This window comes from Pedobacter steynii, assembly GCF_001721645.1.
GTDB classification, from domain to species: domain Bacteria; phylum Bacteroidota; class Bacteroidia; order Sphingobacteriales; family Sphingobacteriaceae; genus Pedobacter; species Pedobacter steynii_A.
Genome location: NZ_CP017141.1, coordinates 964,898 through 978,461, shown reverse-complemented (window position 1 = coordinate 978,461; position 13,564 = coordinate 964,898). Strand labels below are relative to the sequence as shown.

The following is a 13,564-nucleotide window of genomic DNA, read 5'->3' as shown; positions in this document are numbered from 1 at the left end:
AAAAAATACGATTATGCGCAATAAACTATATCTGTTGATTCTTATGGGCCTGATGTTTATGGCAGGCTGTAAGAAAGACTTTCTGAACGAAACCCCGGAAACCAGTATCAGTGAGGCAGAGTTCTGGAAAACACCCAATGACCTTCAACTTTATGTAAATAACTTTTATACCGCTTTCCCTTCCACGATCAGTGCTTTTGGTACGATAGGACCGTACGGTCTGGATGCAGACCAGGGGAGCGACAACATGATTACCATGTCTGTTGACGGGACTTTAAATGGAACCAGAGTGGTTCCAGGTGCAGGCGGCGGCTGGGCTTCCGGAGATTGGTCCATGTTGAGGAACATCAATTACTTTATGGCGAATTACAATAAGGTAACCGGGGCCTGGGACAACAAGAAAAGTTTTGTCGGAGAAGCCCTGTTCTTCAGGGCCTGGTTTTACTTTAGTAAACTGAGACAGTTTGGAGACCTCCCATGGGTAAATACGCCTATGAATCCGGTGTTGGATCAGTTAAAAGGAGCCCGTTTATCCAGGGCTATCGTGGTCGATTCCATTATGAACGACCTGGATAAGGCGGTCAGCTACCTGCCTTCCAAAAACAAGGCACAGGCTTCCAGGGTGAATAAACAAATTGCGCAGTTGCTTCAGGCAAGAATTGCCCTTTTTGAAGGAACCTGGGAAAAATACCATGCCAATACTCCTTTCGGGGTAAGTGGTTCCACAGGCACTAAATTCCTGGAAAAGGCAGCAGCAGTAACTAAAGATCTGATCGATAATCCTGATGGGAACGGATTGGCTGCAACATCAGGAACGGATGGTTATTGGAAACTGTTCAATCAAAGCAACTATAATGGAAACCCGGAAGTGATGCTCTGGCGGCAATTTGATCTGAATTCAAACGGAGGCCATTACTGGCACCGTTATACGAATACAGGAGCGGGAAGAGGAATCACTAAAAACCTGATCGATTATTATTTATGTACAGATGGTAAACCAATCACCGGAAATCCATTGTATCAGGGAGATGCTACCCTGGTCAATGTAGTTAAAAACAGAGATCCGAGAATGGTACAAACCTTATATGTGAATGATGGAAACCATATAGTAACCAATAACCGGCCAAATGGAGCCGCGGCGGCCATTTTTGAAGTGCCCACTTTCACTTCTCCAAACGAGCAGAAACCGGCAACGGGCTATCAGGTTTATAAAGGACATAACCCGGATTATACCCAGCAGCAGGACAGAGGAACTACCGGCTATATTATTTTCAGGTTTGCAGAAGCATTATTGATTTATGCAGAAGCCAAAGCAGAGCTGGGAACTTTTAGTCAGGCTGATGCCGATCTATCGGTAAACAAATTAAGAAGCCGTGTAGGGATGCCTGCATTACAGGTTGGAGGAATTGTGAATGATCCGAAATGGGAGTTTCCGGGTTTAAGTCCGGTGATCAATGAAATACGCAGGGAAAGAAGGGTCGAGCTGGCTTGTGAAGGATACCGCAGGGATGATGTTTACCGTTGGGCTGCAGCCGATGAATTACTGGTGGGATGGAAACCTAAAGGAGCGATTTTAAGTCAGTGGACAGGTCTTGTTCCGGCAGCTAGTCTGGCTACTTATCCCGTTGATGGAAATGGTTATATCGAATTGTTTAAAAATATACCTGCAATGGCTTCAGGATACCAGTTCAGTATCCAAAGAGATTACCTTGCCCCGATCCCTATCGATCAGATGAGTCTGAATCCGGATATCAAACAAAATCCGGGATGGTAAGATCAAAAACGAATTAACGCCCTCCGAGTTAAGTTAGTTAGGTTACAGGTACGTTTGGTCACGTACCTGTTCCTATTTTAAGAGCTCCGTACAAATTGCTATCTTGTAGCTATGTATTTTACCCGCTTGCCAGACCATACTCAGCCAGGATTTGATGAAGCACTGCATTTCAGCAGGTTTAAAAAACACAATATCATTTTTAATGCGGAGAGCAGCTCGAGTAATTGTGATGATCATGTGGGCTGTCTTTCTTTTAAAACGGTACTAAGTGGTGAGGAATGGTATGGAATTAATGGGCACAGACTTGCGATACGACCAGGACAGTTCCTGATTTTAAATGATGACCAGCACTATTCCTGTACGAGTGACAACGGAGAGAAATTGAAAATCCTGTCTGTCTTTTTTAAGAAAGAGTTTGCTTCTGATGTCTTTCGTCATGCCATATCTAAAGAGGAGTTTTTGCTGGATGAACCAGTCGCCGGTAGCCCGGAAACACTGGAATTTTTTCAGACTTTAAATCACATCACACCTGAACTACAATTGCAACTATCGGGATTACTTGCTACGCTGGACCAGCAGGGCTACAATGAAACAATGATGGATGAACACCTGGTGTTCTTATTGTTTCAATTGATCAGGACGTATAAATCTGAATCACAGCGTGCAGGACAGGTTTCCGCCCTTAAATCAAGTACAAGAGCGGAAATTTACAGGCGTTTGTGTATGGCTAAAGATATCCTGCACTCCACTTATATGGAGAGCCCGGATTTAAATACAATCAGTAGCTTATCCTGTTTGTCGGTTCCTCAACTGGTCAGGCAATTTAAAGCTGTTTTTCAGGTTACCCCACATCAATACCTCATCAGGATCCGGTTAAAGCATGCTGCCGATTTATTGAAATTTACCAATAAGCCGATACATGAAATTACCTGGAGGTGTGGATTTGAAAATGTAAGTGCATTTTCCAGGGCATTCAAATCGGGCCATGGAATCCAGCCACTGAACTTTAGAAAACTGAGGTAACTGTTTTGAGCATTTTTGCATATTTCTCTTCTTGCTGATGGTCTAATTTTGACACTAGTCAATTCATTGTATCATTAAGTAAATCTGAAGAAATTGAAAAGAGTAATCGTTATTTTGGTTTTAGCCTCATTTTTTAAACTTTCCTTTGCGCAGGAAAAAGCCATCCCTTTGTATGAAGGTATTATCCCCAATTCGAAAAAAGCTCCTGCAGATTATGTGGAACATGTAGACAGTTCTGGTCTGACCCGTAATTTAAGCAATCCCAGCATTACCCCTTATTTTCCCGAAAAAGGTAAATCTACCGGGACAGCCGTAATCATTTGCCCGGGGGGCGGTTATTTGGTTTTGCCAGGCATGGAGAACAATGTTGCTATTGCAAAGGCCTTTAATAAAATTGGGATTACCGCTTTTTTGCTGAAATATCGTATGCCACACGATAAGGTGATGATCGATAAAACCATCGGTCCATTGCAGGATTTACAAAAAGCAATGCAGATGGTACGTAAAAGATCCATAGAATGGGGTATTGATCCGAAAAAAGTAGGCCTGGCCGGTTTTTCAGCAGGCGGGCATCTGGCTACCACACTGGGAACACATCAGGACTGGTCTGTTATAGAGAATAAAGAAAATATTAATCTTCGTCCTGATTTTATGGTACTGGTATATCCGGTTATCCTTTTTGATCCGCTGATACCAAGTGGTGTCAGGGAAAGGCTGATTGGAAAGAATGCTCCGAAAGCGTTGCTGGATTTGTTTAGCAATGAAAAGCATGTCAGCTCCAATACTCCTCCGACCTTCCTGGTCCATACTGTAGACGACGGTACGGTTCCTGTTAAAAACAGTCTTGATTTTTTTGATGCATTGCTGAGATTTAAAGTGAAAGCCAGCATGCATGTTTTCCAGGCTGGTGAGCACGGGTTTGGGTTAGACAATCCCAATAACAAGGATAAATGGATGGATATGTGCCAGCATTGGTTAGAAGAAAATGGATTTTAAGTATCTGGTGTATTTACTGGAGGTATTGGTTAATATCCGGTCATTTGATGGGTTGTTAATGGACTAAATTTGATTCTGATCAAGGGTTGTTAAAATAATTAGCCCCTGTTTTTTATTATCAAATAAACTAAACAACGTATGAGTATCAATTGGATGGGGGTATTCCCTGCTGTAACGACAAAATTTACAGCTCAGGATGAGTTAGATTTTAACATGATTAACATTAACCTGGAGGCACAATTAGCTGCGGGTGCAAATGGAATTATCCTCGGAGGTTCATTAGGAGAAGCTAGTGTGCTGAGTGATGAAGAAAAATTTGAATTATTGTCGCATACCTTAAAGGTGGTGAACGGCCGGGTTCCTGTATTGTTGAACATTGCAGAGCCTACGACAAAGAAAGCGGTTGCTGCGGCAAAAAAGGCAGAGGAATTGGGTGCAAACGGCTTAATGCTGCTTCCACCGATGCGCTATTTCGCGGATCAGGAAGAGACGCTCGCATTCTTTGAAGCAGTGGCGCTGAGCACACCACTGCCCATCATGATTTACAACAATCCGGTAGATTATAAGATAGAAGTTACCCTGGAGATGTTTGAGGTCTTATCGAAACACCCGAACATACAGGCAGTGAAAGAGTCAACAAGAGACATCTCTAATGTGACCAGGATGATTAACCGTTTTGGAGACCGCTTTAAAATCCTTACCGGGGTTGACCCTCTGGCAATGGAAAGCCTGGTGATGGGCGCTCATGGATGGGTAGCCGGACTGGTAGATGCCTTTCCTAAAGAAACAGTGGCCATATTCAGGCTGGTTAAACAAAACCGCATTCAGGAAGCCCTGACCATTTACAGATGGTTTTTGCCGGTATTGGAATTGGATATACATCCGAAGCTGGTTCAATACATCAAGCTTGCGGAGACTGCAACAGGTATAGGAACAGAGACCGTAAGGGCACCGCGTCTGGCGATCAAAGGAGAAGAAAGAGAAAGGGTACTAAAGGTCATTAACGATGCATTAGCCAATCGTCCGCAATTGCCGGAAGGTAGCTGGGGGATCTAAGCATTGAACATAATATGAACGGAAAAAATATCATTTGCTCGTATGAGCGGGAAACTGCCAATGGCAGTTTTTCCGCTCTAAATCCGGCTACAGGTAAACCTCTTGAAGGGAGTTTCTTTAAGGCAGGAACAGCCGATGCCGATGAGGCCTTGAAAGGTGCTGAACTGGCTTATCAGACTTATAAACATCTTCATAAGGACTTAAAAGCCGCTTTTTTAAGGTGTATTGCAGACGAGATTGCAGCCTTGGGAGATACCCTGATCAACAGGGCTGCTGAGGAAAGCGGATTGCCGATAGGAAGATTGCAGGGAGAGCTGGGAAGGACAACAGGACAACTGAGGCTATTTGCCCAACTGGTAGAAGAGGGATCATGGGTAGAGGCGATTATCGATACCGCTATGCCCGACAGGCAACCTTTACCAAGAGCTGATATCCGCCGGATGCTGGTTCCTTTGGGGCCGGTGGTAGTTTTTGGAGCGAGTAATTTTCCACTTGCATTTTCAGTTGCCGGAGGAGATACTGCCTCTGCACTGGCTTCAGGTTGCCCGGTCATTGTAAAGGCACATCCTGCACATCTCGGAACAAGTAGTCTGGTCGGATCGGCAATTGTAAAGGCCATTCATAAATCAGGCGTTCCGGAAGGGGTGTTTTCTCTGTTATACGATGATGGCTATGACATCGGAAGTTATCTGGTTAAGCATCCGAAAACAAAGGCGGTGACTTTTACCGGATCATTTAAGGGAGGAATGGAGCTGGTAAAACTGGCACAACAACGGCAACAACCTATTCCGGTATTTGCAGAAATGGGGAGCATCAATCCGGTGTTTTTACTTCCGCAGGCAACTGCAGAGAATCCGGAAGAGCTTGCCAAAAAATGTGCAGCCTCTATTACGCTGGGAGCGGGACAGTTTTGTACCAATCCAGGTTTATTAATCGCAGTTCAGTCTGAAGGTCTGGAACAATTCAAGCAGACTTTGTCTGGCTTGATTTCAGAGACCCCAACCGCAACGATGCTGACACCGGGAATCTTTAGCAACTATGAAAATCGTGCCCAGGAGGCTCTAAAGGAAGAAGGTGTCGTGTTACTGGCAGAATCCGGAAAGAACAATGCAGATTTACAACATCAGTCTGTGGCTAAAATAGCCCAGGTCAGTGCTGCACAATTTCTAACATCTTCCAGACTTCAGGAAGAAGTCTTCGGACCGTATTCGCTGCTGGTAATTGCCGATGATGTCAGCCAGATGGAAGAAATCATTGCCGCTTTGGAGGGGCAGCTTACGGTTACGCTTTTTGCTGCTCAGAATGAACTGACGCAATATCCGGAACTGATCAGCAAAATCGCTGATAAAACAGGAAGAATGATCATGAACGGGGTTCCGACAGGGGTAGAGGTTTGTGGTGCTATGCAGCATGGAGGGCCATTCCCTGCTACCAACGACAGCAGGTTTAGTTCTGTGGGAACAACTGCAATTTATCGTTTTGTCCGTCCTCTTGCCTGGCAGGACTGGGACCCGGAATTGTTACCTGAGGAGCTCAAAGACGGCAATCCTCTTGGAATTTACAGATTGATCAACCAAACCCGAACTAGAGCATAATGTCAAGTAAAACATTTTTTTGTGTAGATGCACATACCTGTGGAAATCCGGTAAGATTGGTAGCTGGGGGAGGCCCTCAGCTTAACGGAGCCAATATGAGTGAAAAGCGCCAGCATTTTTTAAGAGAATATGACTGGATCCGTACCGGTTTAATGTTTGAACCCAGAGGGCATGATATGATGTCGGGAAGTATCCTGTATCCACCGCATGATCCTGCAAATGATGTGGCTGTTCTGTTTATAGAAACAAGCGGCTGCCTGCCCATGTGTGGTCATGGAACCATCGGGACCATTACCATTGCTATTGAGGAAGGGCTAATAAATCCTAAAGTTCCGGGAATAGTTCGGATGGAAGCTCCGGCAGGACTTGTCCTGATTGAGTATCAGCAGGAGGGCAAAAAAGTGACTGCTGTAAAACTTCGAAATGTTCCTGCTTACCTTGCTGCATCCGATCTTGAAGTGCAATGTCCTGAACTTGGTAAACTTACTTTTGATGTGGCCTATGGCGGGAACTTTTATGCGATTATAGATCCTCAGCAAAATTTTCCGGGAATACAGAATTATACCGCTTCTCAGCTGATCAGCTGGAGCCAGGTGATCCGTAAGCGCATCAATGAACAACATACTTTTGTTCATCCGCTGGACGAGACGATTAATGGCTGTAGCCATATTTTATGGGCAGGAGATCCATTAGACCCAAGCTCAACTGCGCGTAATGCAGTTTTTTATGGTGATAAAGCAATAGACCGCTCGCCTTGCGGAACGGGAACCTCTGCCCGCATGGCCCAATGGCATGCAAAAGGTAAATTATTACCAGGGGAGCCCTTTATCCATGAAAGTTTTATTGGAAGCAAGTTTACTGGTAAAGTGGAAGAGGTCTTAAAGTTAGCAGATCTTGATGCCATCATTCCGAGTGTGGAAGGTTGGGCCAGGGTTTACGGATACAATACAATAAAGATTGATGACGATGATCCGTATGCACACGGTTTTCAGGTGATCTAATGGTTTTGTATTTCAAAAAAAAGAGAATTAAATGTCGGATGTTTTAATTATCGGTGGTGGAATTATAGGACTAAGTTCCGCTTATTACCTGCAGAAGCAGGGCCATAAAGTCACGGTTTTAGATAAAGGGGAGATTACAGATAACTGTTCTTTCGGAAATGCGGGAATGATTGTACCGAGTCATTTTGTTCCTCTGGCTTCTCCGGGAATGGTGCAGCAGGGGATTCGCTGGATGTTTAACAGTAAAAGTCCTTTTTATGTCCGGCCTTCACTGGATATGAATCTGATCAGCTGGGGATTGAAATTCCTGAAATCAGCAAATGCGGGACATGTATCCCGGTCGGCAGTACCCTTAAGAGATCTGTCTCTGCTCAGTAAGCAGCTTTTTGAAGAACTTGCCCGGGAGCCTGGGTTTGAGTTTGAGTTGAGAAATAAAGGGATACTTGCTTTTTATAAAACGGAACAGGTAGCAGAAGAGGAGGCTCATCTGGCTGAAAAGGCCAGGCAACTTGGGCTTGATATGGGAATACTAAGCCCTGAGGAGTGTCAGGCGCTGCAACCTGGACTTCAGCTGGAAGTACTTGGGGCAGTCCATTATCGTTGCGACGGGCATTTATATCCTCCAAGATTAATGGAGGTTTTATTGAACTACCTGGAACAAAATGGAGTCAATATCGTTCGTCGCGCGGAGGTGACTGCAATTGAAAAGAACGGAACGAAAATCACAAAGGTTTTTACGGGAGAAAAAGCATGGGAGGCAGATCATTATGTGCTGGCTTCAGGCTCCTGGTCGCCAGCAATTGCAAAAATGATGGACATCCGTGTACCACTGATGCCGGGCAAAGGTTATTCTTTTATGGAAAGAGAACCTGAGCAGCGAATGACTATACCCGCATTGTTATGTGAAGCAAGGGTTGCAATCACACCGATGAACGGAGATATCAGGTACAGCGGTACCATGGAGCTGGATAAAATAAATAAAAGGGTCAATATGCAAAGGGTGAAAGGAATTGTGGAAGCGGTGCCGAAGTATTTCCCAAATCTGCATCCGGCCTTGCCTTCTGCTGAAAAAGTATGGTTTGGTTTCAGGCCTTCGTCGCCAGACGGGTTGCCTTATATCGGGCATAGTTCTAAATTGAGAAATCTGGTGATTGCGAGTGGACATGGTATGATGGGCTTAAGTCTTGGGCCGGCTACAGGTGCCCTGGTAAGCCAGCTTATTTCGGGAGAACAGACGGCAATTGACCTCAAATCATTTTCTCCGTCCAGGTTCTGATCGACATATATTAACAGGTATTGACCATATTTTAACATGATCATGGTTTGTTTTGGTAACTGGGAGTTAATATCCGTATATTAACTCCCAGTAAAGCAACCAAATATGAAAGTATTTCCATTTACCTTGTTTGTACCGGATGATAAGAGTGTGATATCAGAGCATATCTGCCAGCCTCATTTCTACCAGTACCTTCATCGTCATGATGAATGGCAGATCACCTGGGTTCAGGAAGGGGAGGGAACACTGATTGCAGGGAACAACATGCATTCCTTTTCTGCAGGGGACGTATTTCTGATTGGTGCAAATCTACCTCATCTTTTTAAATCCAGTCCGGCCTATTTTGTCGGCGATGAAAGCAAAAATATCCGTGCCTGTTCCCTTTATTTTAATCCATCAGGAATTCTGAAAGCTTTATTCGATTTACCGGAAATGAAGCTTTTGAACGTCTTTTTTAAGAACAACAAACATGGGTTTAAAATACCCGGAAAATGGAGTAAGGAGATCTCCGCTAAAATATTTGCGGTGCATGAAGCTTCAGGAACAGATGTTTTGTTTAATCTCGTTCAGCTGCTGAATACCCTTCAGGGGATAAGCGAGGGTGTAGAGGCGCTTTGTCCGGAGATTTATTCTTCTGATATTTCTGAAAATGAAGGAATAAGGTTGAGTAACATCATCAATTTTATCATGAGGAATTATAATCAGCAGATTACTTTGGATGATATTGCGGAAAAGGCCTACATGACTCCACAGGCCTTTTGCCGTTATTTTAAGCAGCATACCGGACATACCTTTGTCTCCTTTTTAAATGAGGTACGGGTAAATGATGCCTGTAAAAGCCTGCTTGCCGGTCATAAGGCAGCTGGTATCTCCGGAGTGGCTTATAAGGCTGGCTTCAATAGCCTCACCAATTTCAACAGGGTATTTAAAAGCATTACCGGCCAGTCACCAAGAGCTTATATTGATGCTTATCATCATGTAAGCGGCGCAGGTTTAATTGCAAGAGGATAGCCCGGAAATTTTAGAATCTTTTTATATTGGTGGCACCAAATATATCGATATGGAAACCGCGAAACCTAAAAACATAGACGAGTATATCTCTGCCTTTCCGAAAGAGGTACAGGTTATTCTGGAGCGAGTCCGGGGAACCATTAAAAAGGCAGCACCGATGGCAGAAGAAACAATTAGTTATGCCATGCCAGCTTTTAAGGATAGTGGGGGGATACTGGTCTACTTTGCAGCTTACAAAAAACACATTGGATTTTATGCATTGCCAACAGGAAATGAAGCCTTTCAAAAAGAGCTCTCCGTTTATAAAAGCGGGAAAGGATCAATTCAATTTCCAATCGATCAGCCCATGCCTTTAACCCTGATTACAAAAATTGTGGAATACCGGGTTCAGGAAAACCTGGAAAAAGCGGCTAAAAAGAAAGCTTAAGTATTTTATTTTCTATCTACTTTTCCTGTCTTATCATCTTTTTACCCAGTATTTCTCCGGGAAGCCCTTCTATTTCGCCAATATATTCTGAAATAAAACCCTGCCTGATCAGGATGTTCCTGGAAGCGATATTAGCCGGATCAATGATGGCGGTAATTTTGTTGAGGAATGGTGTTGCTTCGGCTAAGGCCATTAAATGCAGCGCTATTGCAGTTCCAAAACCTTTCCCCCAGAATTCAGGTAACAGTATATAGCCCAGTTCTGCCTCGCCAGAGACGGTATCGCTAAGGTCCAGTTTCCCCAGGCCTATAAATTGTCTGGTCTCTGCATCAAAAACTTTGAAACGTCCAAAATCAGGATATTTTTCATTCTTTTTAAGGATCTGTTCAAAGTCTGCAGCTGCCTCTTCCAGAGGGATGGCCTTTTCGGTCACGTAAGCCATTACCTGCTCGTTAGAAACCAGCAGGTAATAGTCCTGGAAATCGGCATAGCCGGAGAATTTCTCGAGATAAATTCTGTTTGTCATTAGCCCATTGCTTTATTCAGCGCGATAATCGCTCTTTTAAAATGTTCCGGATCAATTAAGAACTGGATATTTACTTTTCTTAAGGCAAATCCGGCACTCTTGATATTAATTCCATCTTCGGTCAGGGCTGCAGCGCTTTTTGCCAGTAAGCCCGGTTGGTCCATATTGGTACCCAGCAGGCAGACCATGGCGACGTTTTCTACCGTCACTTTCTCAAAATCCTCTTCCAGTTTGCTGATGAGTTTTTTATTGAAATCACGCGCCCAGATCACAATAGAGATGCTGTTGGCACTGGTTGATTTGAAGGTATAACTCACGTTATAATCGAAAAATGTTTGCATGATCTGAAGATCACTACCTACATTTCCTACCATCGAGGGGTCATAAACATCAATCATCATCAGCTTATCTGTTCCGGTGATTACCTCTACACGTTTTGTTTCACATACAAATTCACGGGTAATCAAAGTCCCCGGATGTGCAGGTTCAAATGTGTTCTTGATTCTCAGGTGAATGCCACTTACTTCCAGTGGTTTTGAAGCTTTAGGATGGATGGCTTCCATACCTACATCCGCCAGCTGATCAGCGATATCATAATTGGTATAACCGACCGGGATACAGTTTTCTATTCCTACCAATGCCGGGTCGGCGGTAGAAAGATGATATTCTTTATGTATAATGGCCTCCTGTGGTTTTAAAAATTCGGCAATCTTGCTGAAGGTAACTTCGGAATAACCCCTGTCGAATTCCCGCATGATCCCTTCTGTACCTTTTGCATAACCGGTAGTGATGCAGATGGTTTTTTCAAAATCAATGTTTTTGAAGGCATGTTTAATGCGCTGATCAATGGTAAAAGGACGGTGATCACCAAATCCACTCAGGTCAACCAAACGGGTATTGATGCCCATGTTTAGGAGAATATTGGTGAAGTTGAATGCCGAATGGCTTTCTCCGATGGAAGCAAGGATCTCGCGGGCAGCCTGAAGGATTCCTTCCCTGCTCACGTAACCCGAAGCCAGAATATTGGCCAGGTTTTCCAGATAAGTCTGTGCTTCTTTAACATGGTTTTCGATAAAACGATCAGCAACCGCAAGATCCAGACCTAAATCAACGTATTTTTTATTGATGGATTTTAGCTTGACAATAAGCTCCTTTAAAGGACGATGAAAATCCTGTTGTTTTGCAATGCGATGGTAAACACCTGGGGCACCGGTTTTCTTGTTCTCCAGCAAGAGATCCGTAACCCCTGAGAATGCAGAGACTACGAATATTCTGTTGTATAATTGTTCACCGGTACGTTCAAATAATATGATATTTTGTATGACTTCCTGTAAGGCACTCATTGAAGTGCCGCCTATTTTTTCTACTGTTAACATGTAAGGTTTATAACGACTTAGTTTCCGCCTAAAATTACAGGATTTTTTCCGTTCCCCATAATGATGATCTTGCTATTTGGGGAGAGTGCAATCTCCTTTTATGCTTTTATGGATTCATAATGGAGTTACGAGGTATTTTTCATTTTGATGAAAAAGCATAACCTCCGGTCTGAGATTGATCTCGGACCGGAGGTTATGATAATCCTTAAATGTTAAGGGGTGTTTAATACCTGTTTCAGGTCTTAACGGGTTTCAATTTCGGGAACACTGATCCAGTGCCAATTCCTTTTGGTAAAACCTGGATTTAAGTCGCCATCGATATTGAACCTTCTCAGGTCAATTAAGCGGGTACCTCTCCAGGGTAAAAAGATCCTTCGGATGGCGGTAAGTGAAGACAGATCAGTTAACGGCGTTTTGAGATCCGAGTTTCCGCTGGCATCATATTTTTGAATCACCGTGTTGACCAGCTCTGCTGCATTTCCAGGAATTAAGCCACGAATCACCAGTTCCGCCCTGATCAGTTGCATTTCTTCTGCATCGGTTACCAACAGGGGGTCTCTTTCCTTATAATAGGTTAATGACCAATGGCCTTTAGGCGCTTTGATTACCGGAATCCGGCTCTGTTCTGCTACTGACTTTAGTTGTGCAACCAGGGTAGGATCTACGGCCGCATCCCTTACATTCACGTTCAGGGCCGTAAAGAATGCATTGCTGGTAGTCCCTACGGTATTCAGGAAGGAGAAATTCTCTGTTGCCTGGAAGGACTGGTTGATGTGTAATACTGCAAGCGGGAAATTGCTGGTGTGAATTCCGAGTTTCGCCAATAAGGAATGCAGCAACCTTTTTTCCTGATCATTGGCCAGAGGTAAGGCTTCTTCCCAATAGCGTTGTGCCTTCGCATAAGCATCGGCATGTTTTACCAGTTGATGATCCGCATAAACGGCCTGATTGGTTTGACTCACACTGAAATAATCAGCCATCAGCATCCAGGCATAACCTGCATGAAGTTTGGCATTGAACGTCGCTGATTGTTTGATTTTAATCTGATCCGCATCAGCCGGGTTCAATTGATCTGCAATTTTAATGGCATCTTCTGCCCGGGCCCTGTAGTTCTGTACATTAGACCATACGCTAAAAAGTGAAGTATTGTCCGGGCTCAGTTTATCCTCATCCAGTTCTTTATAGAATGGTGAGTTTGGTACTGCGGTGGGTACGATTTCGTCCGCAATTGCTCCTGAAGCTACCAGTAAGTCTGAAGCAGAGGCTGCACCGGCGCGCCATACACCGGCAATGACTGGTCCGTATACGTAATTTCCTTTTTCTATGCGCCCCAACATCTGAATGTTGTTCAATTGGGATTCATCAACGGTATTGGTAGGTAATTTTGAATCATTTACCCATTTGTCGCAAGAGGAAAAGCTGAATGCAATCACAAACATTGCTGCTGTACCTAAAAAGCTTTTTGTGTTCTTTAACATCATTTTATCTATATCGAAAGGCTAA

The 13,564-nt window shown here is 43.9% G+C and carries 12 protein-coding genes; 9 read left to right on the top strand and 3 right to left on the bottom strand.

Annotation, left to right across the window (positions count from 1 at the left end; translation table 11 throughout):
* The first annotated feature begins 13 nt into the window (after positions 1–13).
* From BFS30_RS03925 to BFS30_RS03885, 9 genes are all read left to right on the top strand, one after another.
* The gene (locus BFS30_RS03925) at positions 14–1,774 is read left to right on the top strand and encodes a RagB/SusD family nutrient uptake outer membrane protein (protein ID WP_167353124.1); all 1,761 of its coding nucleotides are present in this window, start codon (positions 14–16) and stop codon (positions 1,772–1,774) included.
* Between the two features lie 111 nt (positions 1,775–1,885).
* On the top strand, positions 1,886–2,797 hold the full coding sequence (locus BFS30_RS03920; protein WP_069378072.1) for a helix-turn-helix domain-containing protein: 912 nt from the start codon (positions 1,886–1,888) through the stop codon (positions 2,795–2,797).
* 93 nt (positions 2,798–2,890) lie between these two features.
* Positions 2,891–3,793, top strand: coding sequence for an alpha/beta hydrolase (locus BFS30_RS03915; RefSeq protein ID WP_069378071.1), 903 nt, complete (start codon positions 2,891–2,893; stop codon positions 3,791–3,793).
* Positions 3,794–3,931: 138 nt separating this feature from the next.
* Entirely contained in the window at positions 3,932–4,849 is a 918-nt protein-coding gene (locus BFS30_RS03910; RefSeq protein ID WP_069378070.1) for a dihydrodipicolinate synthase family protein, read from the top strand.
* 14 nt (positions 4,850–4,863) lie between these two features.
* On the top strand, positions 4,864–6,444 hold the full coding sequence (locus BFS30_RS03905) for an aldehyde dehydrogenase (NADP(+)) (RefSeq protein ID WP_069378069.1): 1,581 nt from the start codon (positions 4,864–4,866) through the stop codon (positions 6,442–6,444).
* Positions 6,444–7,445, top strand: coding sequence for a 4-hydroxyproline epimerase (locus BFS30_RS03900; RefSeq protein ID WP_069378068.1), 1,002 nt, complete (start codon positions 6,444–6,446; stop codon positions 7,443–7,445). Before BFS30_RS03905 ends, BFS30_RS03900 begins: the two co-directional genes overlap by 1 nt.
* 31 nt (positions 7,446–7,476) lie before the next feature.
* The gene (locus BFS30_RS03895) at positions 7,477–8,721 is read left to right on the top strand and encodes an NAD(P)/FAD-dependent oxidoreductase (protein WP_069378067.1); all 1,245 of its coding nucleotides are present in this window, start codon (positions 7,477–7,479) and stop codon (positions 8,719–8,721) included.
* A 105-nt stretch (positions 8,722–8,826) separates the two neighbouring features.
* Positions 8,827–9,732: an AraC family transcriptional regulator gene (locus BFS30_RS03890; RefSeq protein ID WP_069378066.1), complete on the top strand. Its 906-nt coding sequence runs from the start codon at positions 8,827–8,829 to the stop codon at positions 9,730–9,732.
* A 49-nt stretch (positions 9,733–9,781) separates the two neighbouring features.
* A complete protein-coding gene (locus tag BFS30_RS03885; RefSeq protein ID WP_069382287.1) occupies positions 9,782–10,159 on the top strand; it encodes an iron chaperone in 378 nt (125 codons plus the stop codon).
* 16 nt (positions 10,160–10,175) lie between these two features.
* Here BFS30_RS03885 and BFS30_RS03880 read toward each other — a convergent pair whose 3' ends face one another.
* The 3 genes from BFS30_RS03880 to BFS30_RS03870 all read right to left on the bottom strand — a co-directional run bounded on the left by BFS30_RS03880 (position 10,176) and on the right by BFS30_RS03870 (position 13,542).
* On the bottom strand, positions 10,176–10,685 hold the full coding sequence (locus BFS30_RS03880) for a GNAT family N-acetyltransferase (RefSeq protein ID WP_069378065.1): 510 nt from the start codon (positions 10,683–10,685) through the stop codon (positions 10,176–10,178).
* On the bottom strand, positions 10,685–12,061 hold the full coding sequence (locus BFS30_RS03875; protein WP_069378064.1) for an aspartate kinase: 1,377 nt from the start codon (positions 12,059–12,061) through the stop codon (positions 10,685–10,687). Before BFS30_RS03875 ends, BFS30_RS03880 begins: the two co-directional genes overlap by 1 nt.
* Positions 12,062–12,303: 242 nt before the next feature.
* Positions 12,304–13,542: a hypothetical protein gene (locus tag BFS30_RS03870; RefSeq protein ID WP_069378063.1), complete on the bottom strand. Its 1,239-nt coding sequence runs from the start codon at positions 13,540–13,542 to the stop codon at positions 12,304–12,306.
* Positions 13,543–13,564: the final 22 nt, after the last annotated feature.

Excerpts from the sequence above, each read along its gene's own strand:
- BFS30_RS03895 (WP_069378067.1), top strand. The coding sequence starts at position 7,477 with ATGTCGGATGTTTTAATTATCGGTGGTGGAATTATAGGACTAAGTTCC.
- BFS30_RS03885 (WP_069382287.1), top strand. The coding sequence starts at position 9,782 with ATGGAAACCGCGAAACCTAAAAACATAGACGAGTATATCTCTGCCTTT.
- BFS30_RS03905 (WP_069378069.1), top strand. The coding sequence starts at position 4,864 with ATGAACGGAAAAAATATCATTTGCTCGTATGAGCGGGAAACTGCCAAT.
- BFS30_RS03870 (WP_069378063.1), bottom strand. The coding sequence starts at position 13,542 with ATGATGTTAAAGAACACAAAAAGCTTTTTAGGTACAGCAGCAATGTTT.
- BFS30_RS03875 (WP_069378064.1), bottom strand. The coding sequence starts at position 12,061 with ATGTTAACAGTAGAAAAAATAGGCGGCACTTCAATGAGTGCCTTACAG.
- BFS30_RS03920 (WP_069378072.1), top strand. The coding sequence starts at position 1,886 with ATGTATTTTACCCGCTTGCCAGACCATACTCAGCCAGGATTTGATGAA.
- BFS30_RS03890 (WP_069378066.1), top strand. The coding sequence starts at position 8,827 with ATGAAAGTATTTCCATTTACCTTGTTTGTACCGGATGATAAGAGTGTG.
- BFS30_RS03925 (WP_167353124.1), top strand. The coding sequence starts at position 14 with ATGCGCAATAAACTATATCTGTTGATTCTTATGGGCCTGATGTTTATG.
- BFS30_RS03910 (WP_069378070.1), top strand. The coding sequence starts at position 3,932 with ATGAGTATCAATTGGATGGGGGTATTCCCTGCTGTAACGACAAAATTT.
- BFS30_RS03900 (WP_069378068.1), top strand. The coding sequence starts at position 6,444 with ATGTCAAGTAAAACATTTTTTTGTGTAGATGCACATACCTGTGGAAAT.
- BFS30_RS03880 (WP_069378065.1), bottom strand. The coding sequence starts at position 10,685 with ATGACAAACAGAATTTATCTCGAGAAATTCTCCGGCTATGCCGATTTC.